This window comes from Acinetobacter sp. KS-LM10, from assembly GCF_036896575.1.
Lineage (GTDB): Bacteria > Pseudomonadota > Gammaproteobacteria > Pseudomonadales > Moraxellaceae > Acinetobacter > Acinetobacter avistercoris.
Genome location: NZ_CP145906.1, coordinates 1962632 through 1989624, shown reverse-complemented (window position 1 = coordinate 1989624; position 26993 = coordinate 1962632). Strand labels below are relative to the sequence as shown.

The 26993-nt window shown below is 39.7% G+C and carries 34 protein-coding genes and 2 pseudogenes; 32 read left to right on the top strand and 4 right to left on the bottom strand.

The genetic code is table 11. The features are described from left to right. Window positions 1-110: 110 nt before the first annotated feature. The 13 genes from V5M36_RS09080 to V5M36_RS09020 all read left to right on the top strand — a co-directional run bounded on the left by V5M36_RS09080 (window position 111) and on the right by V5M36_RS09020 (window position 9558). The gene (locus V5M36_RS09080; RefSeq protein WP_338558128.1) at window positions 111-1433 is read left to right on the top strand and encodes a DUF2213 domain-containing protein; all 1323 of its coding nucleotides are present in this window, start codon (window positions 111-113) and stop codon (window positions 1431-1433) included. Continuing rightward, on the top strand, window positions 1433-1912 hold the full coding sequence (locus tag V5M36_RS09075) for a structural cement protein Gp24 (protein ID WP_338558126.1): 480 nt from the start codon (window positions 1433-1435) through the stop codon (window positions 1910-1912). The genes V5M36_RS09080 and V5M36_RS09075 overlap by 1 nt, the downstream gene beginning before the upstream one ends. 63 nt (window positions 1913-1975) lie before the next feature. Next, on the top strand, window positions 1976-2995 hold the full coding sequence (locus V5M36_RS09070; protein WP_338558124.1) for a DUF2184 domain-containing protein: 1020 nt from the start codon (window positions 1976-1978) through the stop codon (window positions 2993-2995). A gap of 12 nt (window positions 2996-3007) precedes the next feature. After that, on the top strand, window positions 3008-3388 hold the full coding sequence (locus V5M36_RS09065) for an STY1053 family phage-associated protein (RefSeq protein WP_338558122.1): 381 nt from the start codon (window positions 3008-3010) through the stop codon (window positions 3386-3388). Next, on the top strand, window positions 3388-3774 hold the full coding sequence (locus V5M36_RS09060; protein ID WP_338558120.1) for a DUF4054 domain-containing protein: 387 nt from the start codon (window positions 3388-3390) through the stop codon (window positions 3772-3774). The genes V5M36_RS09065 and V5M36_RS09060 overlap by 1 nt, the downstream gene beginning before the upstream one ends. Beyond that, the gene (locus V5M36_RS09055) at window positions 3771-4250 is read left to right on the top strand and encodes a hypothetical protein (protein ID WP_338558118.1); all 480 of its coding nucleotides are present in this window, start codon (window positions 3771-3773) and stop codon (window positions 4248-4250) included. Before V5M36_RS09060 ends, V5M36_RS09055 begins: the two co-directional genes overlap by 4 nt. Beyond that, the gene (locus V5M36_RS09050; RefSeq protein ID WP_338558116.1) at window positions 4250-4621 is read left to right on the top strand and encodes a hypothetical protein; all 372 of its coding nucleotides are present in this window, start codon (window positions 4250-4252) and stop codon (window positions 4619-4621) included. The genes V5M36_RS09055 and V5M36_RS09050 overlap by 1 nt, the downstream gene beginning before the upstream one ends. Before the next feature lie 2 nt (window positions 4622-4623). After that, a complete protein-coding gene (locus V5M36_RS09045; RefSeq protein ID WP_338558114.1) occupies window positions 4624-5160 on the top strand; it encodes a phage neck terminator protein in 537 nt (178 codons plus the stop codon). Window positions 5161-5169: 9 nt separating this feature from the next. Further along, the gene (locus V5M36_RS09040; protein WP_338558112.1) at window positions 5170-6291 is read left to right on the top strand and encodes a DUF3383 family protein; all 1122 of its coding nucleotides are present in this window, start codon (window positions 5170-5172) and stop codon (window positions 6289-6291) included. A gap of 12 nt (window positions 6292-6303) precedes the next feature. Continuing rightward, the gene (locus V5M36_RS09035; protein ID WP_338558110.1) at window positions 6304-6750 is read left to right on the top strand and encodes a phage structural protein; all 447 of its coding nucleotides are present in this window, start codon (window positions 6304-6306) and stop codon (window positions 6748-6750) included. Window positions 6751-6755: 5 nt separating this feature from the next. Beyond that, the gene (locus tag V5M36_RS09030) at window positions 6756-7223 is read left to right on the top strand and encodes a phage tail assembly chaperone (protein WP_338558108.1); all 468 of its coding nucleotides are present in this window, start codon (window positions 6756-6758) and stop codon (window positions 7221-7223) included. A gap of 35 nt (window positions 7224-7258) precedes the next feature. After that, window positions 7259-7417, top strand: coding sequence for a DUF6889 family protein (locus V5M36_RS09025; RefSeq protein WP_338558106.1), 159 nt, complete (start codon window positions 7259-7261; stop codon window positions 7415-7417). 11 nt (window positions 7418-7428) lie between these two features. After that, complete coding sequence (locus tag V5M36_RS09020) at window positions 7429-9558, top strand: phage tail tape measure protein (RefSeq protein WP_338558104.1); 2130 nt, start codon at window positions 7429-7431, stop codon at window positions 9556-9558. Here the strand turns inward: V5M36_RS09020 and V5M36_RS09015 are convergent. Beyond that, window positions 9555-9902 carry a lysozyme inhibitor LprI family protein gene (locus V5M36_RS09015; protein ID WP_338558102.1) on the bottom strand — a complete coding sequence of 116 codons (348 nt, stop codon included), beginning with the start codon at window positions 9900-9902 and terminating at the stop codon, window positions 9555-9557. The two genes, V5M36_RS09020 and V5M36_RS09015, sit on opposite strands and share 4 nt — an antisense overlap. 128 nt (window positions 9903-10030) lie before the next feature. Here V5M36_RS09015 and V5M36_RS09010 point away from each other — a divergent pair, with 128 nt between their 5' ends. The 16 genes and pseudogenes from V5M36_RS09010 (at window position 10031) to V5M36_RS16080 (ending at window position 21334) form a co-directional block, all read left to right on the top strand. Beyond that, on the top strand, window positions 10031-10219 hold the full coding sequence (locus V5M36_RS09010) for a hypothetical protein (RefSeq protein ID WP_338558100.1): 189 nt from the start codon (window positions 10031-10033) through the stop codon (window positions 10217-10219). A 2-nt stretch (window positions 10220-10221) separates the two neighbouring features. Continuing rightward, window positions 10222-10617: a hypothetical protein gene (locus V5M36_RS09005; protein WP_338558098.1), complete on the top strand. Its 396-nt coding sequence runs from the start codon at window positions 10222-10224 to the stop codon at window positions 10615-10617. Between the two features lie 64 nt (window positions 10618-10681). Next, window positions 10682-11230 (top strand): phage baseplate protein, encoded by a 549-nt coding sequence (locus V5M36_RS09000; RefSeq protein ID WP_338558096.1) that lies wholly within the window; start codon window positions 10682-10684, stop codon window positions 11228-11230. Window positions 11231-11233: 3 nt separating this feature from the next. Then, window positions 11234-11530, top strand: coding sequence for a phage baseplate plug family protein (locus tag V5M36_RS08995; RefSeq protein ID WP_338558094.1), 297 nt, complete (start codon window positions 11234-11236; stop codon window positions 11528-11530). Beyond that, on the top strand, window positions 11530-12492 hold the full coding sequence (locus V5M36_RS08990; RefSeq protein WP_338558092.1) for a baseplate hub protein: 963 nt from the start codon (window positions 11530-11532) through the stop codon (window positions 12490-12492). Before V5M36_RS08995 ends, V5M36_RS08990 begins: the two co-directional genes overlap by 1 nt. Further along, window positions 12492-13166: a Gp138 family membrane-puncturing spike protein gene (locus tag V5M36_RS08985; protein ID WP_338558089.1), complete on the top strand. Its 675-nt coding sequence runs from the start codon at window positions 12492-12494 to the stop codon at window positions 13164-13166. The genes V5M36_RS08990 and V5M36_RS08985 overlap by 1 nt, the downstream gene beginning before the upstream one ends. Window positions 13167-13204: 38 nt before the next feature. Beyond that, on the top strand, window positions 13205-13567 hold the full coding sequence (locus tag V5M36_RS08980) for a hypothetical protein (RefSeq protein WP_338558087.1): 363 nt from the start codon (window positions 13205-13207) through the stop codon (window positions 13565-13567). Beyond that, window positions 13564-14748, top strand: a complete 1185-nt coding sequence (locus V5M36_RS08975) for a baseplate J/gp47 family protein (protein ID WP_338558085.1) — start codon at window positions 13564-13566, stop codon at window positions 14746-14748. Before V5M36_RS08980 ends, V5M36_RS08975 begins: the two co-directional genes overlap by 4 nt. After that, window positions 14748-15338 carry a DUF2612 domain-containing protein gene (locus V5M36_RS08970; protein ID WP_338558082.1) on the top strand — a complete coding sequence of 197 codons (591 nt, stop codon included), beginning with the start codon at window positions 14748-14750 and terminating at the stop codon, window positions 15336-15338. The genes V5M36_RS08975 and V5M36_RS08970 overlap by 1 nt, the downstream gene beginning before the upstream one ends. Next, window positions 15328-15951 (top strand): tail fiber protein, encoded by a 624-nt coding sequence (locus V5M36_RS08965; protein WP_338558080.1) that lies wholly within the window; start codon window positions 15328-15330, stop codon window positions 15949-15951. The genes V5M36_RS08970 and V5M36_RS08965 overlap by 11 nt, the downstream gene beginning before the upstream one ends. Before the next feature lie 60 nt (window positions 15952-16011). After that, complete coding sequence (locus tag V5M36_RS08960) at window positions 16012-17889, top strand: sialidase family protein (RefSeq protein ID WP_338558079.1); 1878 nt, start codon at window positions 16012-16014, stop codon at window positions 17887-17889. Beyond that, complete coding sequence (locus V5M36_RS08955; protein ID WP_338558078.1) at window positions 17890-18819, top strand: hypothetical protein; 930 nt, start codon at window positions 17890-17892, stop codon at window positions 18817-18819. Between the two features lie 101 nt (window positions 18820-18920). Further along, the gene (locus V5M36_RS08950) at window positions 18921-19973 is read left to right on the top strand and encodes an acyltransferase family protein (RefSeq protein ID WP_338558077.1); all 1053 of its coding nucleotides are present in this window, start codon (window positions 18921-18923) and stop codon (window positions 19971-19973) included. 73 nt (window positions 19974-20046) lie between these two features. Then, window positions 20047-20553 (top strand): hypothetical protein, encoded by a 507-nt coding sequence (locus V5M36_RS08945; protein ID WP_338558076.1) that lies wholly within the window; start codon window positions 20047-20049, stop codon window positions 20551-20553. Next, window positions 20513-20701, top strand: a pseudogene (locus V5M36_RS16085) (DUF7940 domain-containing protein); the annotation flags it as partial. The gene V5M36_RS08945 and the pseudogene V5M36_RS16085, both read left to right, overlap by 41 nt. Before the next feature lie 117 nt (window positions 20702-20818). After that, window positions 20819-21334 (top strand): glycoside hydrolase family 108 protein, encoded by a 516-nt coding sequence (locus tag V5M36_RS16080; RefSeq protein ID WP_445206329.1) that lies wholly within the window; start codon window positions 20819-20821, stop codon window positions 21332-21334. Between the two features lie 378 nt (window positions 21335-21712). Here the strand turns inward: V5M36_RS16080 and V5M36_RS08935 are convergent, their stop codons facing one another. Beyond that, window positions 21713-21958, bottom strand: a complete 246-nt coding sequence (locus V5M36_RS08935) for a hypothetical protein (RefSeq protein WP_338558074.1) — start codon at window positions 21956-21958, stop codon at window positions 21713-21715. A 107-nt stretch (window positions 21959-22065) separates the two neighbouring features. Here V5M36_RS08935 and V5M36_RS08930 point away from each other — a divergent pair, with 107 nt between their 5' ends. Next, window positions 22066-22245, top strand: coding sequence for a hypothetical protein (locus tag V5M36_RS08930; RefSeq protein WP_338558073.1), 180 nt, complete (start codon window positions 22066-22068; stop codon window positions 22243-22245). Here the strand turns inward: V5M36_RS08930 and V5M36_RS08925 are convergent, their stop codons facing one another. Then, window positions 22246-23457, bottom strand: a complete 1212-nt coding sequence (locus V5M36_RS08925; protein WP_338558071.1) for a tyrosine-type recombinase/integrase — start codon at window positions 23455-23457, stop codon at window positions 22246-22248. It lies immediately after the preceding gene. 164 nt (window positions 23458-23621) lie between these two features. Between V5M36_RS08925 and V5M36_RS08920 the strand changes: the two are divergent. After that, window positions 23622-23855: pseudogene (locus V5M36_RS08920) on the top strand (DUF159 family protein); the annotation flags it as partial. A 30-nt stretch (window positions 23856-23885) separates the two neighbouring features. On the opposite strand, the gene V5M36_RS08915 reads toward V5M36_RS08920, so the two are convergent. Further along, the gene (locus V5M36_RS08915; protein ID WP_338558070.1) at window positions 23886-24350 is read right to left on the bottom strand and encodes a MarR family winged helix-turn-helix transcriptional regulator; all 465 of its coding nucleotides are present in this window, start codon (window positions 24348-24350) and stop codon (window positions 23886-23888) included. Window positions 24351-25117: 767 nt separating this feature from the next. Between V5M36_RS08915 and V5M36_RS08910 the strand changes: the two genes are divergently transcribed. Then, window positions 25118-26656, top strand: coding sequence for a TerC family protein (locus V5M36_RS08910; protein WP_338558068.1), 1539 nt, complete (start codon window positions 25118-25120; stop codon window positions 26654-26656). The last annotated feature ends 337 nt before the right edge of the window (window positions 26657-26993 follow it).

The window sequence follows — 26993 nt, the reverse complement described above, 5'->3', positions numbered from 1 at the left end:
TCACAAAGTACCACCAGAGATGATCCCTAAGATTATTGAGCCATTAGCACAGTACATCCTTAAGGGGTCATACCTAAAGGACTCGCCTCCCAAACACCCATAGGTGAATCATGTTTAAGAAAAAACAGACAAAGGATCGGCAGACCAAAGATCGATCTAATTTTTACACGGTCGGCAAACTTGGAAAGACACGTGAAGTCACACCAGAGGGTTACTTGTTGTGCCGTGATGTAGCGATTGCATGCACTGGTAGCTTACTTTATGGAGAAGGTGAAGTGCCTGTTACGGCGGACGCTGGCCTGATTGTGATTAATCGTGGGGATGAAGATTTATTTAGCCCTCAAACCATTTCAAGTTTTGAGGGTAAACCAGTCACTAATGATCATCCTGACGATTGGGTAAAACCTGAGAACTGGAAGGATCTAGCGAAAGGTGTAGCACAGAATGTACGCCGTGGTGAAGGTCTTGAAGATCACCTGTTGATTGCAGATTTACTCATTCAGGATCAAGAAGCCATTAATGCCGTTCAAGAGGGCAAGGTAGAAATTTCTCTAGGCTACGATGCTGATTATCAAGAAATCAGTAAGGGCAAAGGGGTTCAGAGCAACATTATTGGTAATCACGTTGCATTAGTAGACAAAGGGCGTTGCGGTTCTCGCTGCTCAATTGGAGATAAACAAATGGCTAAGAAAAAGATTAGCTTTGCTGATCGTATTCGTAATCTGGTGAAAACCAAGGATGCGGAGGAGGCTGAGAAATTAGCTCAAGCGGTTGAAGATGAAGAGCTGGATATTGAAACTAAGGATTCAGATGACGATGATGAAAACGATAAAGGCAAAACTGCTGATGCTGCTGTAAATCGTCAAATTCTTAAAATGCTTAAAACCATGGATTCCCGACTTGGTGCTTTGGAAAAGAAAAAAACCAAAGATTCAGATGATCCTGAAAAGAAAACTGAAGATGGTGAGGATGATCCTGAAGAAGAAAAAACCAAAGACGATATTTTAAAAGCTGAACCTGCTAAAAAATTAGATGAAGGTGGCGTGGAAAAATACACGGGTGACTCGCTTCAAGATATTCGTTCACGTGCTGAAATTCTTGCCCCGGGTTTAAAACTGCCTACGCTAGACTCATCATCTAAAGACATTGGAAATGTTGCTGATACGGCGAAACGCAATGCTTTGAAATTGGCTTATGCAACTGCAGATGGTCTTAAAACAATTGGGCCGTTCGTTGGGGGTGCTAATGCAAATATTGACGCATTACCTGCACATACGATTGATGCTGCATTTATTGGTGCATCGGAACTCATCAAACAGCAAAACAATCTTAAAGGCGTGCGCACTGGTGTAACGACTCGTGACTTTGGTCGCTCAGCTCCAACGCCTGCCGACATCAACGCTAAAAACCGCGCTTATTGGAGTCAAAAATAATGGGTAACTCTTTTTTATACCGCATGCCGTCAGGTATTGCTGGTGATGTATCACGCAAGTCTCACTCAACGATTGAAGCACATAACGCCGTAGCAGGTTTTGCGGGCTTTGGCTTATTCGGCAAATTAAATGTTGACGGTAAATTTACACCCCTTGCTGCAGGTGATACTGCTGCAAGTATTTATGGCCTTATCGTTCGTTCGTATCCAGTTCAAACAGCTCAAAACGCATTAGGTGTATCTGTTCCTGCAGCTGGCTTTAATGATGTATTACGCCGTGGTTATATGACCGTAAAGTGCAATGCCGGTACTGCAAAAACAGGCGGTAAAGTATTTGTTCGTGTTGATGCCGCAACTGAAGTAAAGCCATTGGGTGGTATTGAAGCTGTTGCTGATGCAGCTAACACGATTGAAGTGAATGCGATCTTTATGCATGCAGCTGACGCAAGCGGAAACGTAGAAATCTCTTACAACATTTAAATATAAACAACATGAATTGGGGCGCTTAAAGCGTCTTTTTTTATGTCTGTAGGAAAATAAAATATGAGTAAATTACTCTTGGCCACAACCATGGCGCAAGCTGTTTCAATGGGTGGTTCTATTCGCGCACGTACACGTGACCAGATGATGACGTTTGATCAGCGTACAGTGGATAGCTCTGGTGCATTCTTGGTTGGTGAGCTTGAGCGTTTAGACCAAACAATGCATGAGCCATTAGCATCGGTTACATGGACACGTGATATCGACTTACGTTCTGATGTATCGATTGCTGATGAAACCTCATCTTTCACCAACTCAACGTTTGCTGCTGCAGGTGGACCATCTGGCAATGGTAAGGCTTGGGTCGGCAAAAACACTGATGCTATTCAAGGTATTGCTTTGGATATTGGTAAAACTGCAACGCCTTTAACATTATGGGCTATGCAAATCGGCTACACGCTTCCAGAACTTGAATCAGCTTTGAAGGTTGGTCGTCCAGTTGATGCGCAGAAGCATGCGGGTTTAACGCTTAAATACAACATGGATGTGGATGAGCAAGTCTATATCGGTGATGAGCAACTCGGCTTGGAAGGGTTATTCAACTCAAGCAAAGTGGGTGCAACAAACGTCAATGTATCTTGGGCTACCGCAACACCACAACAAATTGTGGACGATGTAAACCTGATTCTAAATAACGCGTGGATTGCCTCTGGTTTTGCTGTATGTCCAGATAAGTTGCTTTTACCGCCAGTACAGTTTGGTTGGTTGACGACTCGTGTTGTGAGTGACGCAGGTAACATCTCAATTCTTGAATACTTAAAAATCAATAACCTTTGCATGTCGGTAAATGGTAAACCATTGGACATTCAGCCTTCTAAATGGGCTGTTAAGCGTGGTGTTGGTGATACTGATCGCATGATGTGTTACACGCAGTCAGAAAACCGTGTTCGTATGCCTTTGGTACCGTTACAACGCACTCCACTTGAATACCGCGACTTACGCCAATTGACGACTTATTTCGGTCGTATCGGTGCGGTTGAGTGGGTCTATCCTGAAACTGCTTACTACGCTGACGGTCTATAAGGAGCACTGACCATGACTAAACTTGTACAGATCCTTTTGACGAAAGAACTTGTTGTGAATCTCGGCAAAGACGGAAATGGTCAGCAAAACACAGTAACCCTTCCTGCAGGTGTGCAGGAGGTGGGCGCTGAAATTGCTGAACACTGGTTCGTTAAAGCGCATTCGCAAGAAATCACCCAAACCGTGGTTGCGAATAAAGAACTTCAAGATGCACACGATTTACTATCTATGGAACACGAAGCATTAAAAGTTCAGTCTGCCGCCGCTGATGAAAAAATTGGTGAACTAGAAAAATCTGGTCAGGCCAAAGATAAAGAAATCGAAGCATTGAAAGTTCAGTTGGCTAAGGCTCAAACACCGCCTGAAACAAAACCAGATCCAAAGGCTAAATAATGCTAGATGAATCAACCTTTCGGCAGACGATGCCAGTATTTGCGGATGTGGATTTATACCCATCTTTCCAGTTCAATTTTTACTTAAAACTTGGGAAAAAATTACTAAACGAATGCCGATGGGATGATTTGCTTGATGAGGGCTTAACATTCTTTATAGCTCATTATTTAACCCTGTATGCCCGCGATATGTCTTTTGTGGATGTTGGTGGTATTGCTGGCAAGGTGGTTGGAAATGAAACCTCTAAATCTGTTGATAGTGTATCTAAGTCAATGGATGTATCGGGGATTTTAAATACCGATGCGGGGCATTGGAATCAAACAACCTTTGGCATTCAGTTCTATCAACTCATGCAGATGATTGGTGCAGGAGGTATTCAGTTATGAGTGTTACCTCATCTGGTCAAGGTTTAGCGGATATTCTCGAAGCTGTTCAAAAACTAACATCTCAAGAGGTGTTGGTAGGTATTCCACACGGCGAAGCACGGTCTGATGCAGATATGACAAATGCTCAAATTGGCTATATTCAAGAAACTGGATCACCAGCAATGAATCTACCTGCACGTGCATTTCTTGCACCAGGTGTAGAGGATTGCCAAGAACAGACATCCGTACAATTAACCAAGGCAATTGATCAAGCATTGGCTGGTAATAGTCAAGGTGTAGATCGTTGCCTAAATCGTGCGGGCATGATTGCTCAAAACAGTGTAAGAGCCAAAATTAATACTGGTGATTTTGAGCCACTATCAGAAGCCACGCTAAGGGCAAGACGGCTTGCAGGTAAGACACGAACCAAGCCTTTGATCGATACGGGTCAATTGCGAAATTCAATCACTTACATCATTAAGAAGGTTGAGAAATAATGCCAAATTTAGACGTGAGTGATGTTCTATCTGATCCCGATTTCATGAGTAGGGGCATTGAGTGTAAGCGAACGGCGGTCGTTGCTGGTGATAATGGTCGATCTCAGACCACAATTACAAATAGTAAATTCAATGGTGTAGTGACAAGCAATGATGGCTTTAAGTTGGATAGGCGACCAGATGGTACCGTGATTAAAGGTGCTATCAATATTCACACACGCTTTGTTTTAACTGAGGGTGATGCCGGTCATCAAGCGGATGAAATTAAATGGCAGGGTCGTGAATACATCGTTCTACAAACTAAACCCAATCTTCAATACGGTCGTGGATTTACTAAAGCGATTTGTATCTTAAAACCAATTTCAGGATAAGCATGAATACTTCAGCGACAGGCGGATATCTCTTGCCTGATGGTGGAACTGTGCCCAATGACCAGGATCTTGAAGATATCTTTCAGGGTTTTATCAGGGGTGTAACTGGTATTGCGGGATCTATGGTTAGACCGAGATTCCAAACTGTGCCTTTGCCCATGCCTGCGGTTGGTGAGGATTGGGTGGCGTTTGGTATCAAGTCTCAGCGTCAAGATAATAGCCCTTACTTCGATCAACATGATGAGAATGCTACATCGATTCGCCATGAAGACATTGAAGTGGCTTTGTCATTTTACGGAAATAATGGTCAAAAAATAGCAAAGCAATTCATTGACGGCACAGCGATTCCACAAAATATCGATCAATTGAAATTACACAAAATTAAGTTCATTGGCGTGACTGACGTGATTACAGCTCCAGACCTACTTAATGAGCAGTATGTTCACCGTTTCGATGTCACAGCCACCTTTAGGCGCAAGACTGAGCGAACTTATGCGGTGCAGTCATTTCAGGGTCTTTCTCAAATTAAAATTAATTAGGAGTCTTAAATGACACTACCTATCTCAAACGTCGTCAATGTCAGTATTAGTTTAGCTGCGTTGGCGGCAGGGCCTCGCTCATTTGGCTCATTACTTATTCTTGGTTCGACTGCAGGTGTAATTGATACTATTGAGCGTATGCGTGAATACTCAAGCATTGCAGAAGTAGCAGAAGACTACGGCGTGGATGATCCAGAGTATGCATCTGCCAAAGCTTATTTTGGTCAAGCACCCAAACCACGTACCTTGTATATCGGCTTTTGGGATAAGGCAGGTGCGGTACCAGAAACAGCTGAACAGGTTGTTGCTGAATGCCTTGAATCTCTTAAATGGTATGGTTTGGTATTCGCTGATGATCTAACTGATGTTGAGGCTGATTCAGTTGCATCACTGATTGAAGCAGCTTCACCAGTTCGCCGTTTTGGTGTAACTACTCAAGATGAAAATTCGCTGGTCGGCACAAGCATTACCGATGTCGCTTACAAGCTCTCACTCAAAAAATACAGTCGCACATTCACAATTTTCTCAAGCGATAACCCACATGCTGCTGCATCTCTATTTGGACGCGCATTTAGTGTGAATTTCATGGGCACCAATACTGCAATCACACTGAAGTTTAAGCAGTTGCCAGGCATTGCTGCTGAAGACCTAAAAACACGTGAAGCCAAATCGCTTACCGAAAAAAATTGCAATGTATTTGCAGGCTACAACAATGACACGGCCATTCTTCAGGAAGGTGTGATGTGTGATGGTTCATTCTTTGATGAAGGTCATGGTCTTGATTGGCTTCAAAACCACTTAGAAACCGCACTCTGGAATCTTTACTACACATCGACCACTAAGATCCCTCAAACACCAGCTGGCGTAAATCGTCAATGTGGTGTGCTAGAGCGTGCATGTGAGCAAGGTGTAACTAATGGCTTGCTAGGTGAGGGTCAGTGGAACGGTGATAGTTTTGGTGCTTTAGAAACAGGTGATTACCTACCTAAGGCGTTCTATGTGTATGCCAACAGTTTAGATGATCAAGCGCAGTCAGAGCGTGAAGCACGTAAAGCGCCAGTATTCCAAATCGCAATCAAATTGGCTGGTGCTACGCATTTCGCTGATGTGCTTGTTGCTGTAAATCGTTAAGAGGAATTTAAAATGTCTGGAACTTATTCTTTTATGGACACCCAGTGCTCTTTGACGAGTTCTGAAGGTGTAATTGATCTAGGTTATGGTGCAGCAATTGCGGAAGAAGGTATTACTTTTGCTATGGCGGGTGATAAAAATACAATGACCATGGGTGCTGATGGGGAAGGTATGCACTCTTTGCATGCTGATAACTCAGGTCAAGTCACGATTCGATTTTTAAAAACATCCCCAACTAATGCAAAATTGATGAACATTTACAATGCTCAAAAATCATCAAGTAAGAAATGGGGAAAAAACACAATTACTCTAAACCATATTGGTTCAGGTGATAACCACACGGCATCTAAGTGTGCATTTAAAAAAGTTCCCGATTACACCAATGCAAAAGATGGCTCAACTGTTGAGTGGGTCTTTGATTCAATCAAAGTTGATATGAAACTTGGCACATACGAGTAATTTTTATGCAAATCACAATTAGTAATAAAAACTACACGATCGGGCGCTTAAATGCGCTCGATCAGCTTCATGTATCGCGAAAGATTGCCCCAATTGTTCCTAAGCTTATCCCGATCATCAGTGAAGTGGCTAAAGGTGGTTTGGCCAAGGTTATTGAGGCGATTGAATCTGACAAAGATATTGAATTAGATAAGATTGACTTAACTGATCTCGATGGTCTCTCAACTGCTCTATCACCGCTTATGGATGCAATCGCAGGGATGTCTGAAGATGACACCAATCTCGTCGTTCATAAGTGCTTGTCTGTTGTGCATCGTGAGGGTGCTGTTTTGTGTCGTGGTGAATCAATTATGTTTGATGACCTCGATATGATGCAGATCCTTCCAATTGTGCTCGCCGTGATTCGGCAGAACTTGGGAAATTTTATTCAAGATCTGCTTACGAAGGCATCGAACTTGAAGCAGGTCGAGTAAGTTTTAGAGAGTTACCCAATCAAGAGGACTGGTTATTGAGGCCGGTCATCAAAGGTATGTGTAAATACGAATCACTGATCGATGGAACTTTGGATCTAGCTGATATTGCTTTGATGAATGATGCTCTCGATGTTGTTGCAGACAATGAGTATTTGATTGAAGAAGACAGAGACAGAGAAAGTAAAAATAAATAATAGGTGATTTCATGGCTCAAGCAGGTGTGATTAGAGACTTCATGGTCGCATTAGGGTTTAAAACTGATAATTCAGGTTTAGGCAAAATGCAAGATGCCATGAAAGGAATTGAGGGACAGGCAAAATTACTCAATGGTGCATTAATGGCTTTGGCCACTGGTGCTGTCATTGCGGTACGTCAAACGGCGAGTGAGTTAGATAAGCTTTATTTCTCATCTCAACGTATTGGCGCAAGTGCCAACAATATCAATGCATACGGTAATGCTATCGCCCAACTCGGTGGTAATGCTGAAGGTGCTGTTGGTTCACTTGAATCGCTTGCTGAAAAGATGCGTAATTCCCCTGGTTATGAAAGCCAAATTAATAGCCTGGGCGTAAACACAAAAGAAGCAAATGGATCGATGCGTGATCGTGTCGAAGTCATGAAAGATCTAAGCGGTGTTTTATCTAAGATGCCAGCTTACCAAGCCAATGCATATGCCAGTTCGCTCGGTATCGATCAAAACACATTGCTTGCGATGCGTGATGGTAAGTTCATGGCCAACATGGATAAGTACCAAAAAATACAAAAAGAACTAGGAATGAGCGACGACCTGACTAAATCAGGTAATGAGTTCATGACCGAGTACCGTGATTTAACAATGATGACCAAGACTGGATTTCAGGCCATTGTTATGCAGGCGGGTAAAGCCCTAATCCCCATCCTTAAATTGCTAAATCAATTGATCATGGGTGGTATTAGTGCTTTTAGTCAGTTGAATCCTCAAATCAAAGAGGGTTTGGCCATTGGATTGCGCTTTGCATTGGTGTCGCTTGTATTTGGAGCATTCATTAAAACCTTTGGCTTGCTCTTTAAATTCATCCCGATGATCAAGGGCTTTATCGGGTTGCTGAAGCTCTTTCGATTGGCATTCCTAGCCTCACCAATTGGCATTATTCTAGCCTTAGCATCAGCCTTATATCTTCTTTACGATGATTATAAGACTTGGCGAGACGGCGGTAAGTCACTATTCGACTGGTCTAAGTGGACCAATGGAATTGACACCATCATCAATAAGATTAAAGAATTCTTGGAGATGCTGGATCAAATCAAAGACAAGGTTGTGAACTTTGTTCAAAAGGTTATTTCAGATCCAATTGGTGCGGTTCAAGAAGTTGTAGAGACTGCCAAAGACGCCGTTAAGAACAAAGTGGCAGAAGTATTAACACCAAGCACAGAACCTGCAAATGACACAGTAAAAGCCATTAATGATGTCAGTAAGTCGATTGTTGATACCGTTAAGGATGGTGCTAAAAAGGCTGCGGAAGTCGCAGTGGGTGTGGCTAAGGCAGTGCAGGGTGAGGTTAAAGGGGTTGCGACCAAATCAGGCAAGGAATTAAATCTTTCTGAAGAGGATATAGTGCGCATCATGAAGGTTGCATCTACAGAGGTTGTCCCATCACTTAAGGGTAAGAATTTTGAAAATCAGGCAGCAGGCGTGGTTGATACTATTCTGAACCGTACTGCATCTGGAAAATTTGGCGGATCGGTAAGTGATGTTGTTAATCAGAGGTGGGCATTTTCTGATATTAATGCTCCAAGAAAAGGTGCATACGGTAGTGTTGATAAAGTACCAATGTCTAGAGTTTCTAAAAAAATGGAAAACTTTGTTAGGGCATATTTAGAGGAAAGAGCGAATGGTAAGGTTTCAAGCGTTGGGCAGGACATCTCCTACGCAAATCCCAACTTTCTAGGTGAGGCAAGTCAATCAACCAAGAAGTGGGTTCGTGAAGTGGAGGCTCAAGCTAAAAAATCAGGTCAGATATATGGCTCTGGTAATGCTATTCATGTGCATGGAACCCCATCTGCAGATGCATGGAAAAAGCCAAAGCAATATTATATATCAACACCCTCAACTAAAAAATCAACAATAAGCACACCGAACATTCAGAACACAACATCATTGAGTGGCAACCCTCATAAGAATCAGGTTAATGGATCTAGCTTGTCGGCTTCAAATGTGACTATCAACCAAAGCTTCAAGACGGACATGATCTTAAATGGTGTAAATAATCCAATGGAGGCTGCAAACGCTGTTAAACGACAGAACGAGAATTCTATGGCAATTATGGCGAGAGCAGCACAGGGTGTGATGGCTTAATTAAATATACTTTTAAGAAAGCTTATGCGCTGTTTATAAAGATCCGATTGGCATGTAAGATCGTATTCAATGGTTGCTGGGCTAGCTTGTGTATCAGCAACCACGAACTCACCACACTGAGCTTCTTTGTATAGCACCCATAATTCTTGAGCCTTTTTTAATTCAAGCTTAGCTTCAGTTTGATTATGAGCATTTGTATATACTTTATTTAACTCAAGTCTTAAGTTCTTCACTTCATTGTTTAGACACTTCTGACTATCTAAAGATGTTTTTGCAGATGAGCAATCAGCCCAGACTCCAGCACTAAAAGTTGATGCAATTGCGAGAAGTAGTAGTTTTTTCATCTATAAAGTTCTCATACTTTTAAATCATCTAAGTTATGCTATATCGCATAAAATACATACAATTTATGCATAAAGGAATATTTACTGGTAGAATTGTATTGTGCAATACAAATTTCATGGTGATCATTATGACCAAAGTAATCCGAGCAAGAACAATAGATCGCTCTATGCCTATGAAAAATAACCAAAAATCTGCTAGTGTTGTAATTAGTGTGGATCGTATGGAATGTGCCTTAAGTGCAGAGCGCTTTCAGGCTCCTGTAGGCATGTCACGTGAACAGATCCGCCAATTCATCATTATGGCAGGGACTAAATAAAATTGAGCTTCACCTGGGAATTTGGAAAACAGTTTGCAATAGAATTCAAAATATATCCTAACGACCAACAAGATAAAATTATTGATTTTATTGAGATTTATACCCAATACGGTTTGTCTGACTTTTCCAAGTTTCCTGGGAAAATTTCTCCTTCTTGGAAGGGGACGCCTGATCTAAAAACATATACTTATGCAAAATCAAATCATCTTTGGCATTACCACTTGGGTCTGCCTGAATATATAAAAAGTAGGTATTTCGAGTTTTTTACGTCTGATTGGGTTTTGCATTTCCAGTGGAAAAGCCCAGAAACACATATTGTAATTGTTGATATTCTTTTTCACTACAAGGCAGATGGTGAATTTCATTTGCCAACCCAAAAATATCTGGAAAGAGTTTAAGAGTAATCGCAAAATTATTATTAAGACCACCTTCGGGTGGTTTTTTTACGCCCGGAGATAATGCATGTCACTTATAGAAACGGCTGGCTCCCTGCTTCTCGCGGGTAGAGGTCGCACCATCATGGGCCTTACTGCCGATGTCACAATCGAAGAAAAGCACAAGGATGAAACTCAGATCACTAGCAACCCTGTTGATCAAGGCTCGTCCATGAATGACCATGCGTACAATGAAGCACCTGAGCTTAGCGTAAAAATTGGGTGGTCTGGAACAGCTTTAGAGTTGAGCGCAATCTATCAAGGGCTGCTTGCATTAAAAGAGAATTTCGTAAGGTTAATCATCTCAACAGGTAAGCGACTTTACACAGATATGCTTATCAAAAACCTATCTACTACAACAGAAATTGCTACTGAAAACTCAATGGTTTTAGAGATAACTTTTCAAAAAGTAATAATCAAAAAAACCTCTGAGACGGTTGTGTTTATTGATAATCAAGCTACACCTGAAGCCACTGCATCTGTTCAAGATGGCGGAACAGCACAAAAAGAAGAAGTTCCAACATCTCGACTTGGCCAAATTACCGGTAGTGCTCAAGTTGGCGGGGTATGGGAGTAACGTATGGCTTTATACAAAATTCCTTTAAGTGGTACAAATCAAAAATTCAACGTATTACTGGGAAAGACCACCTATAAATTGCAACTGATTTATCGTGGTGATAAGTGGTTTTTGGATGTGATGGATGTATCAGGCAACTATTTGATTTGCGCGCTACCAATGGTTTCAGGTGACAACCTGCTTGCTCAGCATCAGCATATTATTAATGGCGGTCTCTATGTCTCAAACAAAGATCCTGAAGAAAAACAAATATTCTCAGGTCTTGGCACCGAGATGCAGTTGTATTGGAGTGGCGATTAATGTCTGAGATTTGGCTACGAAAAATTAAGCTCTCGATCCAAATTGATCAGGGCAACCCCGAGGCTCTAGATTTATCTGAGTTTAAAATTAATTTTCATATAGGCCAGGCAACAGCAGAAACTCCTAAGGCTGCTGAAATATACATCTACAATCTTTCTGATGAAACAATGAATAAGTTGGCAGGTAGTGACTCTGAAAAGAAAGACACGATCGTCACACTTGAAGTTGGGTATAGAGATACGCCACTTGAAACTCTTTTTAAAGGTCAGGTTTTTCAGTTCAGACGAGGGCGTGATAATCAGGTCGATCGTTGGTTGTGTGTTTTAGCGCAGTCAGGCGATCATCTTAAAAATTTTGCCGTTGTGAGTCGGGGGGTTCCAGCAGGCACCTCAATCAATAATACGGGTAAAATATTGATAGCTGAAGCTGAAAATCATGGTGTTACTGCTGGCGAAATCCCTGTATTAAGTGACCAGAAATATCCACGCGGCCGTGTATTCTTTGGGTCGCTATATAGCCATATGGGGCAATTCTATACAGAGAATGATGTATTTATCGACATGGATGACGGCATCTTAAATGCCAACACTTATGTGGGTTACCGCACGGAGCCCGTAATTATACTTAACCGTGATACTGGAATGATCGGAATGCCTCAGATGACAACTGAAGGCTTAAAAGTGTCCTGTGCTATTAATCCAAAACTTAAGCGTGGTGGACGAATTCAGGTTGATATGACTAATCTTCAAACTGAAGCATACGACATTGATTTTGAGCAGCAGGGAAAAGATCAAGTGTTCAAGAATCCAAACACAACTACGAATAAAGGTGGCTTATTTATAATTCAGTCGATTGAGTCTATTGGTGATACTCGTGGCGAGGACTGGTACCACAATCTAGTTTGCACTGCAGTTGGTGCAACAGTGCCTAAATCAGGCGTATCTATCAAAGGGGTGGACTAATGGCCCTTTCAAATAATGAGCGCTCACCTGACCAGCTTAAAATCATTAAAGATGCGATCAAATCAGAACTAGCTCAATTTTGGTCAGCATTGCCTTGTGAAGTTGAGAGCTATGATGCTGAGGCTGTCACGGTAAAAGTGCAGCCATTAATTAAGATCCCGATCAGAAAGCCCGACGGTGATATTGAATTAGTTCAAATGCCTTTGCTTCTTGATGTGCCGGTAATGTTTCCGTGTGCAGGTGGATTCACAATTACCCACCCAATCAAAAGTGGTGATGAGTGTCTTGTATCATTTGCAGATCGAAATATCGATTTGTGGTGGCAGTCGGGTGGTGTTCAGAATCCTTTCGATATGCGAAAGCATGATTTATCCGACGGTTTTGCATTCTTTAGACCACAATCTCAAGCCAAAAAAATCAAGAATATTTCAACGGATGATTTGGAAATCCGCAACGATGAAAACACCTGCAAAATTCAAATTACGCCGTCTGGTGTGATTAATTTTATTGGTACAAAGTCGGTGTTTCACCACCCAGTCGAGATGAAAAGCACGCTCACTGTGAATGGCATTATTAAGTCTCTGAGTGATGTTTTTGCTAAAACAATTAGCTTATTCAGCCATACGCAGAAAGGTGTTCAACCTGGTAATGGGTCATCTGGCCCACCAGAATAACCAAATATTTGAGGGGTCGCTGAAAGGCGGCTTTTTTTATGCGCTATAGAAAACTTGATGAAGATGGGGACTACACGTTTGGATCTAGTGCTTATGACTTTCACGTGAATACGCCTGAAGCAGTAGGCCAAGCTGTTTTAACCCGGTTAAAGCATTGGCTTGGTGAGTGGTTTGCAGACACGTCAGATGGAACCGGTTGGACCCAAGCGATTCTTGGTCGTCAACCAGATAACCTGTATGAAATGACTTTGCGACAACGAGTTCTGGAAACTTTTGGTGTATCAAGTATTGAAGAGTTTGAGAGCTCACTTGATAGCAGGACACGGATCCTGACTGTGGCCATGACGATTGAAACAATTTATGGAACTGCCTATTTGAGCAACGAGGAAATTAAAGCATGACACTTACTTCAATTGCTCCAATTGTCACAAATTCAGGAGTAATAGCACCAACATACTATGAAGCGGTTGAGTTTCTAAAAGACAAGTACAAGGCCATTTACGGTGATGATGTCTATCTTGAAAACGACAGTCAGGATGGTCAATGGATCGGTATCTTGGCGCGCGTAGTCGTTGACTGTGGTGCAGCGTGCACTGATACCTATTCCACCTTTTCACCGAAGACAGCCAATGATGATGCTTTGTCTCGCAATGTGGCAATTAATGGCATTAGACGAGCGATTCCAACCTATTCATCTGTTGACTTGATGATTGGTGGTATACCAGGCACCGAAATTAAAAACGGCTACTCACCCGATCCAAGCGGCATCAATTGGATGTTGCCTGAGCTTGTTGTAATCCCCCAAAGCGGTGAAGTAATAGTGACAGCTCAAGCTTCAAAAGTGGGTGCGTATTTGGCTTTACCCAATACTGTTAAAACGATCGGAAAGCCAACACGTGGATGGCGCAGTGTAAATAATATCACTGCATCAACTCTCGGTATGAGCGTTGAGAGCAATGCTAAATTAAGACAGCGACAGGCTTTATCTGTGGCTATCCCATCTCAGTCAAAAACAGACAGCATTAAAGGTTCGATTTTCAGTCTACCAGGCGTTTCTCGTTGTAAGACTTATGAAAATGACAGCGACTCAACAGATAGTCTTGGTATACCTGCTCATAGCTTATGTGTAGTCATTTCAGGTGGTGATGCAAATGAAATTGCTCAGATCATGCGCGCAAAAAAATCAATGGGCTGTGGATACTTTGGCAACACCGATATCACCACTTTAGATGCATTCAATGAGCCTGTTGTTACGTCTCTCTACCGACCAGACGTTGTAAATATTGGTTTCAGGTTAAACCTGATCAGTACCACCAACTACACGATTGAGATTGGCGAAGAAATTAAGCAAGCGATTGCAGACTACGTGAACCAGCTGGATATCGGGGATCGAATTACACTCAATAAAGTGTATGTGCCAGCAGGACTTTACGGCAATTTAGACTCAATGTCGTATGAAGTATCGTTGCTGAAAATCATTGTCAATGGCTTGGAAATTGATGGTGATTACAGCATGAATTTCAATCAAGTGGCGTTTTGCGATACCGATAATATCGAGATCAATATCTCAGGTGGTGATTGATGAACACAGACAAATATCTCTCATTGATCATAAGTCAGCATAAGCAAAAACCAAAATTCAATGAAGTGGTTAAGGTTTCGATTGAGCCAATCATTGACTGCATCGATCTTCTGAAAAAATTAAACAGTTATTTTGATATAGATGTAGCAAAAGGTGATCAACTTCAAATTATCGCTGATTGGGTTGGTGCGCCAAATGCCATACCAAATGCAATTCCAATTCCATTTTTTGGATTTGCTGACCAGCCTGAATCATTACCTGCAGCAGAACAAGATGGTACTGATTCTGGTGGGTATTGGCGCGAATCAGGAATGAGCGATCATCGTGCTCTTGCTATGTCGGAACAACTATTTAAGCGTGTGGTAAAAGCTAAAATTAAGCTAAACAACAGTGACTGCACGCTAGCTTCAGCAAAAGAAATATTGGAAACGGTGTTGGATCAATCTTTCAAGATTAAAGACAACGATAACATGACTGTGACTTTTTCATTTTCTACTGCTTACGAGGTTTGGCAGCGAGAGCTTGTAAAGCTTCTACTCCCATTGCCTTCGGGCGTTCGCTTAATATTCGAGGGTGAAGATGAGTATTGATAATATTGTTGAATTCGCTAAAACAGGCGAGAAAAATACTACAGATTTAGATTTAGAGCGTGGATTTCCAAGCAAATTAAAACCCGCCAGACAATGGTGGAATTATCTTTTCAATCTTTATGCATTAAAAATAAATGAAATTATTGCTTTTTTAGGTGAATCAATAGAGTCCAATGATGAGAAAATTGAGGCAATCAATAATTCTAGGATTGGAACAGTCACACAATGGTTATCCATTTTAATTCCAACCGACTCTATAGAAATAAAAGGGCAAACCATTTTTAAGTCTGATTACCCCAAACTATTTGAGGTGTACGGTATTAGTGAAGATCAATTTACTCTGCCAGATACCCGTGGCGAGTTTGTTAGAGGGTTTGATAATGAGAGAGGTGTCGACACTGACAGGGTCTTAGGTTCTAGCCAAACAGATATGCTTAAATCACACAGTCACCATCTTGAGAATGAATCAGGTGAGGCTGGAACACCAGATACTGGGGTTGCTTTAGGCTCTAGAACGGGTGGTGGATCAGAGGCTACTATAACGACATCCACTGGTGGTTATGAGACGCGTCCTCGAAATATTGCAATGATTTACATCATTAAAGTTAAATAATTATTTAAGTTTATATGACCCACTTTTAGTGGGTTTTTTATGGGATAAGGAAAAGTATTTATGGCGACCAATTGGAATGCAATTCTAAGCAACACCAATAATTTAACTGATGTGTTGGCTATTCTTAAGAAAGTACTCGCATCGCTAGAAGTCAAAGCAGATGTGACAACGATTAATGAGGCATTAACACATATACAGCAACTTAATATTGATATTAGTTCTGCGGTTGAAAGTGTAGATACTGCACTTGAAAAACTGCAATTAGAGGCTGATGAGGTTATCGCTCAAGGCTTCTACAAAGGTTTTGCAACAGAGGCACTACTTTTAGCAGCTAAGCCTGTTGTATCAGAAATGCGCGCACGTGCAGACGACACTCGTAAAATTTGGCGCTGGACTCGTACCAGTGCTGAAGGTGTTACTCCAATTACAGGTACTTGGACAGATACAGGATTGAGTGAGCTTGATCAAGCTAAAGCAGACGCAACGACAAAAGCCAATGCAGCGGAAGAGAATGCGGTGACAACTTCTTTAATTAACGCAAAGAACGAATCTCTTAACGCAACATCAATGATTCACGAGACAAATACACCAAATCTTCACGAGTTTTCGGATTCAGACGGGGGCATTTTTGCAGCGATAAATTCAGTTGGTGAATTTGAAGCACAAGACTTCAAAACTGAAAGTGGAAATCTAAGCACTGTTACTAAAGTAATTTCACAGCAAGAAATTCCAGGCTATACACATGTCTTTGCTGACAACGAAGGGAATATTTTATTTGGTATAAAAGAGGATGGTAGTGTTGCTGGAACTAGCACGTCATTTGGATTATCTGAGTTACGTGCAGGGGTTTTGTCTAGCAATGATATGAACGATGTTGGTCTAGCTTTGGACGCAAAAGCAATTGCTGAAACCCCGCTCAATTACGGATTAGAAGTCAGCCCTTATGGCTCAGATGACACACTACACCAACGAATGCCTTCTGCTATAAAAATCAGCGATACTCGACTATTCGTAGCGTTTGCGCAATTTAGTACCTATGGGGCAGACGGATCAAACGGTAGATTGGTTGGTCGATTTGTAGATTTTGATTTAGTGAATAAAACGTCAGAAGTGAGCGAAACTCAAGTCATTGACGGAAACCGACTTGGCAACAATTCTCGTCATCCTACTTTTATTCAGTTGAAAGATAAAATTGTACTTATTTTCAATGCAAGCGCCAGCCTGATCCAAATGGAATCTTTTGATAATTGTCAAACGTGGGTGAATAGAAAAATCATTAATATCGCTGGATTCTCACCTTTCGCCCTTGGCTTGGATACATCCGTCAGGATTGAAGGTGGTCGGTATGCAGGTCGCGTGTGTTTAGCTGTTTATATACAAGACATTATCGGCATTATGTACTCTGATGACGATTGCCAAACGTGGAGCGCTGGTGGTCTTTTGAATGGCAATATAGCTTTTCCGCTCACCCCCAAAATTAATGAAGTTTCTATCGCATTAGATGCATCCCAAAACTTGATTTTTGCTATGCGACATGAAGATTACACAGTCGCTAATCGCTATGTTTTGTTCGCAAAATCGACTGACGGAGGGCAGACAATTAAGCCAGTTGGTATGAATCCGAGAATAAGAACGTCTGCATGTCAAATTGGGTTTAAGCAAGTCGCACCAACAGTGTTTGATAATGTCCCTAAAATCATTATGTCACACCCCTCGCTTCCCAGCTTTGACCGCAAGATTTTTAGGGTTCGCATTTCTTATGATAACTGTCAAACATTCGTTTCAGAGTATGCACCGTTTGCCGATAATCTTAATGTCGCATATTCGTCAATATGTGTTTTAAATAATTCTACGTTTGCTCTTTTATATGAAGAAGGTCAAACAAATCAAATTCAATCCGTGAAAATCAAATTCTTAAATTTAGCAGAGGTAATGTAAATGTCTACTGTAATTCAATCAAACAAAAAATACACAGGCTCGAAAGCCCTTCCGAATATAATCGACAGCCTCACAACTACAGCGCAAAAGATTGAGTATCTTAAAAAGACATATGCTTCTGTCAACGGAGATTCCGCTTACATTACAAGTGCCAACGCGGATTCTATTTTCGCTAAATTAAAGTCACACCGTGAGCGTGTGATCGCAGATGGTGGCATCGTGCTATCAAATGCAATGACGCTTCGAGCTATTATCTTCGCAGTAAAAAACTCACTAACTGCATCAGTTTTCTCAGCAGTTTCAGTAGAATTTGGCATTAAGACTTCGGGAGGTGCAGTCCTAAAAGTCTATGATCTCTCAGGTCGTGACCTAGAGCCAGTAGATGTGTCGTTTGGAAAATCCGAAGATGGCAATCTAATCGTATTGAAAAATACTTCTGGAACGGGAACGGGTATGCTTACAAAAACCAGCCTAACGGCTGGCTCTGGGATGATTGTGGGGATGTCTTCAAACGATGTAAATACAGATGCAGCATCATATGTAAGAAACACTGTGTATCAAAACACAGCAGGAACAGGTAATGCTTTCTCCATTGTTGAAAACAATAATGGGAATATAGGGAGACTATCTTATATAAACGTAGCAGGCGGATTTGGTTATGCATCGTTCGATCAAGTCGGTTCAGCGTATAAAAAATATTCAGGAATTGTTGGATTGATAATACCAACAGGGGGTTATATCTTTGAAAATGGTCTTCAAAAAGGAGTGCAGATACTCGCGCCTAAAAACAACGCAGGTCTAGCAGCTTACCCCGCAGTTGTCTCAAACTCAGCAAATAGCTTTATTAACGAATCTTGGGTTATTGTTTCTGAGTCAAGACCTCTAGCTGTTGACTTGAGTATTCATTTAAATAAGTCAGTATTCAATTAAAATTTAAAGAGAAAGCTCCATTAAAATGAGTGGAGTTTTTCTACAAACATGTCTTTCTGTGTGATTTAATGTTGATTATTGTAGGAAAATAGAATAAAAGCATGAAAAGATATGAAAGCCTCGATTGGTTGCGAGGGCTTATGGCTTTTGCAATCATGATCTATCACCTCGTCTCATGGACCTTCTTTCATCCAGAGTCAGGAAGTCTTTTGGGGAACTTTGGTGTGTACGGTGTATCCATTTTCTTTGTCTTAAGCGGACTGAGTATGGCAATCGTATATAACCATTTTATAAAGGATATACAGAGCTCAATAGTCTTTTTTTTAAGACGAGTATTTAGATTATTGCCATTGTTGTGGGTTGTAATAATTGCTGCATCAGGATTGATATTTTTAAGTAGTGGTGAGATTGATATATATAAAATATTTATAAATGCGACTTTACTATTTGGATTTATTGCGCCTGGCGAGTATATAAATATTGGTGCATGGAGTATTGGGAATGAGGTTTTCTACTATGCATTTACTCCATTTATAATTGCACTTTATGCAAAGCATAAGCAGCTTGGCAATTTTGCTGTCTTCGGAACAATATTAATAGGTTTATACTTTGCTTTCGGAGTCTTCGATCAGAGTCAGAAATTGGCACAGCAGTGGCAAACTTACATCAACCCTTTAAATAACTTCTTCTTGTATACCTGTGGCTTAGCTCTTTATTATAATTTTAATGAAATTAATTTGAAGAAAATTGCCCCATTTCTAATAGTGGCAGCACTATCAATTTTGGCCTTCTATCCGGTTTCAGGAGACCAAATTAATATTGTTTCTGGATTTAATCGAGTTGTATTTGCATTAGCCTCTATAGCATTAACATTGGGTTTTTATAAGTTAGAAGTTACTTTTCCGCATTGGTTTTCAAAACCATTCTCTAACCTTGGCGAGGCTACTTATGGCGTGTATTTGCTTCATCCAATTGTATTTATTTTTGTCAATAAATTAGTCGAAAATCCTATCATGAGTATAATCCTTACCTCTATTGTGACAATTATTATGGCAAATATTTCATACAAATATTATGAAAAACCATTCATAAAAATTGGTAAGAAAGTAACGGATAAAATAGGAAATAAAGAAATTTCACCTGTAGCTAATTAAACCCAACAGGCCACTACTAACCCTGATCTTTAATTAGATCAGGGTTTTTTATTACCAAAATTTAGGGGGCGGCATGCCAACGCACGAATACTCATCCGATCTGCCGCCAGCGAGTGCGGGATCAATGATGATTCTTTCAGACAAGATGACTGATATGTGTCAGAAAATCGACAAGCTTGGTGATATCCCGCAAAAGCTTGATCGATTAGATATGACGATCACTCAACTTAGTAAAGATCATCAACAAACTCGGGCCGACCTACTACAAACTCAAACCAACTTTCAGGCTGAGCTTGAGAAAATCCAACGGGATGTAGGGGAGCTTAAAACTAGTAAAACGCGAATCGATACGCTTGGCGAATGGTTTAAGTGGGGCGGTCTTGCTTTGCTCGGAAGCATAGTTGGGTCTTGGTACACACTATCCACCGACGTGCGAAACACTCAAACCAAAACTGCGAATAACGACCAACGAATCATAATTATTGAAAAACAGTCTGATCAAACACTTCGAACACTCGAAGAAATCCGCAACAAATTATATGAACGTAACTATAGAGAGAGCAGTAATGAAATTAATTGAAGATTGGAAACAGGCTTGGAAACTCAAGTCGGTACAAGTTGGCGCATTGAGCGCCATTTTTTATGCCTTGATTTTGTTCGCAGATCAATTTGTGCAGGTCTGGCATGTCATCCCTCAAGATGTAAAAAACCATATTCCAGAGCAGTGGAAGGAATATGTCGGGTGTTTTGTGGGTGTGGCCATGGTATTGGCGCGACTTAAAAAGCAACCTGAATTAGAACCATTAACAAATATTTTAAATTTCTCTAGCCTGTCGGTTGGTTCAATATCTTTTGATGAAGCCTTTCAGAGACTTATTGCACATGAAGGTGATTATTCCACAGATCATAATGATCCAGGGAATTGGACTGGTGGTAAAGTTGGAGTCGGTGTAAAGAAGGGCACTAAATACGGCATTGCTGCAAACACCTATCCAAATTTGGATATTAAAAATTTAACCCTTAACCAAGCCAAAGAAATCTATAAAAAGGACTGGTGGGATAAATTGGGCGGTAATGGTCTACATTCCGCAATCACATTCCAATTATGGGACTTTGCTATTAATGCGGGGAAGAAACGTGCAATCATGGAATTACAACAAGCCGTTGGTGTGGCAGCAGATGGAGTGATCGGGCCTAAGACGATTTCCGCTGTGAATAGTCACGATTTAAATGATGTGCTTTTAACTCTGACTGCAGAGCGTTTAAAGTTCTACACATCTTTAAAGACATGGCCTACTTATGGAAAGGGTTGGACTAATCGTGTTGCGGATAATTTAAAATATGCTGCAAAAGATAATTGAAATAAATAAGCCCTCTAAGTGAGGGCTTTAATCTCTTACTCAATAAAACTCTTGTTACTTTTTGGAGTATAATGTTATTTACCAAGTCTTCATAAAAGTTGTATAAATAATGAACAATTAAAATCAAGGAGATGAGTGATGAACGCAGTCGATGCAATTAAAATTTCAAGCTCAGGTCTAATATTTATGATTCTTTTATATCAACTTGGGCAAATAGGTGTTTAATCTATTTTACGTAAACCCCTCCAAGTGAGGGTTTTTAAGCACTCTAACTTTCGCTTTTATCACTCCCCGCCACAATATCACACTATTCTTACTTCATCTTCTGCGCTCATCTGAATTCTAAGCATGATTTAAATTGTGGCGATATTAAGATCTTTAATCCCCAATCGTTCCTAAAACTGGAATCATTTTAGGTCCAGCCATTCTTGCCTTACCCACAATCTCAACTAATTCATCGTACGTCAAATTGAAAGAATCTTCGCTATCAAAAATATAAACAACATTCTTCCCTTTGAGCTCATCTGGGGTTTTTGGAATAAACCGAGCAGGGATTAATTGTTGTGTTAGCTTCTGATCAGTTAATGTTGGTATGTTTCTAATGTTGCCGTCAAATTTTTGCATAAACTATAACTTCCTTTAGGTTTCATCCAGCTTGCAGAAATGCAAAAGTTGGCTTATTTCAAAAGTTTCAGGTACGGTTCTGTTACACCACTCAAAAAAGATGCACCATGAAAACTATAAATACATTAAAACACTTCAATATTAACTCAGCCAATCAAATTTCATTACCTTGCACCTTAGATGAAAAAGACCAAGTGATTGAGGTTCGAGACTATCAAGGAAATGTGCTGCAACACAATAAAGAAGCACGTCAGGTGCTGTGGAATGGAAAGCGATTGTATTATTGATTACCAATCGTCAACCATATCGGCCCAATCCTGCATCATCTTTCTGCGGTCATTTAGCCATTTTGCATGGTCGTAAGTAGCTTTTACCTTATCCCCCTTAACATGCGCAAGCTGAAGCTCTATCCAGTTTGAGTTGTAGTTTGCCTCATTCAGGCTTGTGGATGCTGTAGCCCTAAAATCATGCATAGTGATATGTCCTAATCCCATATTTCGAAATGATTGATTTAATGTTGTAGGGGCAATCATTGAATTATTGTTAACGCCTGGGAATATATAAGGACTATCTGGATAAGCAGCGAATTGCGCCCTCAAGATTTTCATAACTTGATCTGATAGTGGCACAATATGAATTCTATTTTTCTTCATGTTGCGCTTACCATTAAGAATGTCAGACTTAGACGCAATTGGAATGATCCATGTACGAGCATCAAAATCAATATACTCTTTCAACCCTCTGCGGACTTCGATTGTCCGTAGCATTGTATAGATAAGCGCTTTAAGTGCATTTTTGGTGCTGATAGAGCCTTTATATTTATTAATACTCGGCATAATTAGTTTTTGATCTTTTGAGCTGACAGGTTGAGCATTCTCTGTTTCAGGGGTATGAATGTATCCACGTAACGCATAGGTTGGATCATTGATCAATCTGTCGGAGATGATTGCATACTGCATAATCTCAGCAATAATTTGCCTAATTGAGATTGCCTTGTTTTCTCCGGTACCCTTACCTGATTTTAAAACTCTCTTAATTGCACTATCCATAATGTTCTTAACATCAACAGAACTCACATCCTTGATTGGCTTATCCCCGATTACGGGAAAGATATCTACATCGTATGCAAGATTTCGAATATAGAGCCAATTTTTTGATTTTGATTTCTTTTTATGCTCACAATATTCTTTAGCAATAGCTCGGAATGTCTCTTCTTGTGCCTGCATCGCCTCCATGCGTTCAGCCTTCTTAAGAGTGATAGGGTCAATATTTTTAGCAAGTTGCTCTCGAAACTCATTTGTTTTTGTTCTAGCGTATGAAAGGCTGATTTCGGGATATTGTCCAATTGTTAGCATCTGTGGTTTATTGAGAAAACGATAACGGAACCGCCAAAACTTCTTTCCAGTAGGTCGAATCTCAATACACAATCCAGAGTGATCAGCGACACGATATACCTTGTCTTGAGCTTTTAGCTGCTTGATTTTTAAGTCATTTAACATATTGTGAGTAACAACCGTTATGGTCTATAAGGATTTACTCACAATATTACTCACAAATAAAAGTAATGTCATGTCATGCTAGGTTATAAGTAGTAACGATAACAATATAATAAAATCAAATAGATAGAACTCAAAGAAAGGCAAGGTAACACAACGTAAGACCATTGCTTGATATGGATGCTGTTGATCATGAGATGATGCGCGAATTTCATGAGCCAGGTCCTATTAAACGATCTGTAATCATTATTCCGCATAACCAGTTAGATGAGTGGTTAAGTTTAAAAACGACTGATATCCAAAAATTTGTTCTGGGGTTTCCAGTTAATGAATTTGAATGCTTTTATTGTCCAAAACCAAAATATACGAAAAACTCATCACAACTCAATATTTTTGAATAATCATATTTATTCGCGCATCAAAAAATGTGTCTAATGAGAAAGATTTTTAAAAATATGTTTAAGACTGTCCATCATTTTTTCAATTTGAAGGGGAGTTAAACCCTCAAAAGACTGTTCCAATACGACGGTGGTTAGATCATTAATCTTTTCCGTCATTTTTACGCCTTTTTCAGTTAAGACCACTCGAGTAATTCGTGCATCATTTTCACATGAATAAGTATCAACCATACCTTCATCTTTTAATCGATAAACGATTTTAGTGGTCGTTGACATTTTAGAAACGATCATATTTGATAGGTCAGATACACTGGCATGAGGCTTTGATGAAAGTGCAAGTAAGAGCCTCCTACGCGAATTATCCATGCCATGCTTTTTTAAAACATGATCAACATTCAGTACATATTGCGCATGTACTTGTGTGATCCAATAAAATGGAAAATTCTTTAAATCAAAATTTTCGATTGTAGGTAAAAATTTTGCATATTTTTTTGACATTATTCTGTCCTTAATTTTTGTTATTTATCCAGTGATTATTACAAAGCACATCCAATAATAAGGGATATTTACATAATTAATCAATATTTGATCAATAACTTAACGTACTTAAGAAAAATTATCGACGTGTTTCGTCGCTTTTAAAGCACATTTCAGAATAAATAATTACGACTTAAAGCGATATCTATCACTTTCATCATAATTTAATGATAGTCAAATAAGAATCATCATAAGATATAACTTTAAGCATTTTAATTAAATCTATCCAGATGATTTTTTGCTTGTAGATACTGTTTATAAACATTCTACTTAATGTTATTTCGTTTCCTTTATATATAGGCATTAAATAGCGCATTATTTTTACTATAAATTAATTTTTGTGACGAGTTTCTCATATTTTTCACATTATAATTTTGTTTAGTTTTTGGATCCTTTGAGGATTTTTAATTGATCTAAATGTGCTGATTTATTAATCAAATGATCACGAGAATATGTAATAAATTTGTATATTGATGATGTTCTATTTCAAATAGTTTAAATTTTTATATTTTATAAGTTTTTGATTATTAATAATAAATATTTATTTTTATAGGAATGTTACGTAATAAGGTTATAAAAGATTTAAATTTTTTTTTAAATTACGTATTACAAATTAAAAATCTTATGCATAATGCTCTCATTATTTCTGAAAAGGTATCTTTTAATGGACCCGTCGCAGTGTTGGACAAATTTATTCTCATCTAAAAATAATAATAAGGTGATCTAGTATGGAATTTTTATTAGATCCCGGTATATGGGTTGGACTCATTACTTTAATTGTTCTTGAGATAGTTTTAGGTATTGATAACCTGGTTTTTATTGCCATTTTGGCCGAAAAACTTCCTCCAGAACAACGCGATAAAGCACGTGTTATCGGTTTGTCTCTTGCATTACTCATGCGACTTGGCCTTTTATTTGCCATTTCATGGCTGGTTACGCTTACAGCACCACTTATCTCCTTATTTAGTTGGACATTCTCTGGGCGAGATCTAATTTTACTCTTTGGTGGCTTATTCCTTGTATATAAGGCTGTCAACGAATTACATGAAAAGATGGAAGGTAAGCCTGAGATCAAGGCGACTTCAAATGTTGTATATGCTGGGTTTACAGTAGTCGTCGCACAAATTGTTGTGCTCGATGCGGTATTCTCACTTGATTCTGTGATTACTGCGATTGGTATGGTGGACAACATCTACGTGATGATGGTCGCTATGATCGTGGCAATGGTAGTGATGTTAATTGCCTCTAAACCATTAACAACCTTCGTAAACCGTCACCCGACAGTGGTGATTTTATGTTTAAGCTTCCTGCTTCTGATTGGCGTGAGTTTAATCGCAGAAGGCTTTGGTTTCCATATTCCAAAAGGATATATTTATTCTGGTATTGGTGTTGCGATTCTGATTGAAGCATTTAATCAGTTCACAAGTCGTAATGTCGAAAAACATGAATCAAAAATTCCGTTACGTCATCGTACTGCTGATTCAATTTTAAAGTTGATGGGTAGTCGATTAGACACCAGTTTTGATACTGCAGATAGTGACGATACGCATCAAGCTTTTGCGCATGAAGAGCGTTATATGGTGGGTGGTGTACTTTCACTTGCAGAGCGCTCAGTGGCATCGATTATGACGCCGAGAAATCAAATTTCTTGGGTGAATATTGAAGATGATGCTGAAGCAATACGTGAGCAAATCCTTTCAGTTCCACACAGCTTATTTCCTGTCTGTCGTGGTCAATTAGACAAGGTGATTACGATTGTGCGTGCCAAAGAACTCATAGATGCTCTAGATGATCCTGAGCAAATGAAGGCTCTATTAAAACGTGTTCGTCCTATTTTTATTTATGAAAAAATGAAAGTCATTGATGCTATTAACACATTACGTACGTCGAAAGGCTCTTTGGTACTCGCAACAAATGAATATGGAAATATTCAGGGTCTGATTTCTCCTTTGGATGTTTTTGAAGCAATCGCAGGGGAGTTCCCAGATGCAGATGAGCAGCTTGAGTTGGTGAAAATCGATGACCATACTTGGAAGGCTTCAGGTATGCTCGATTTGTATCAGTTGGAATTAGAACTGAGCATGTTGGACTTGGATTTGGTTCAAGAAGATTCAGGTTATTTCAGTGTCGCAGGTTTGATTTTAGACAAAGCCAATGGCGATGCTAAAGTCGGTACAGAGATTAGCCATGAAGGTGTGAAGTTTGAAATCCTAGAAATGGATGAAACTCGCATTAAGACGGTTAAAATTACGACTGTAGCGAATTAATTTTAAATAAAAAAGAAAGCTTCACTGATGTGGGGCTTTTTGCATTCTAAGGCTCGTAAACTCTCATATAAACTTAAAGTAAACCTTTGAATATCCTCACTCTTCATAAATCTATTAAATTTAATTAGATAATCCTTCACTTTAAACTATTGTATTTTCTGCAATAAGTGATTAGCCCATAAAAATTTAAGCATTTGATTATAAAAAATTAGTTAATCACTGTCTTAATCAAAAGTACGATGGATGAGTTCATAAATATTTATAAATATTTAGAATTTTAGATTGTCGAAACTGAGATGTTTAAGCGAATTTTTAAGTCGCAAATGAGGGTCTAGGT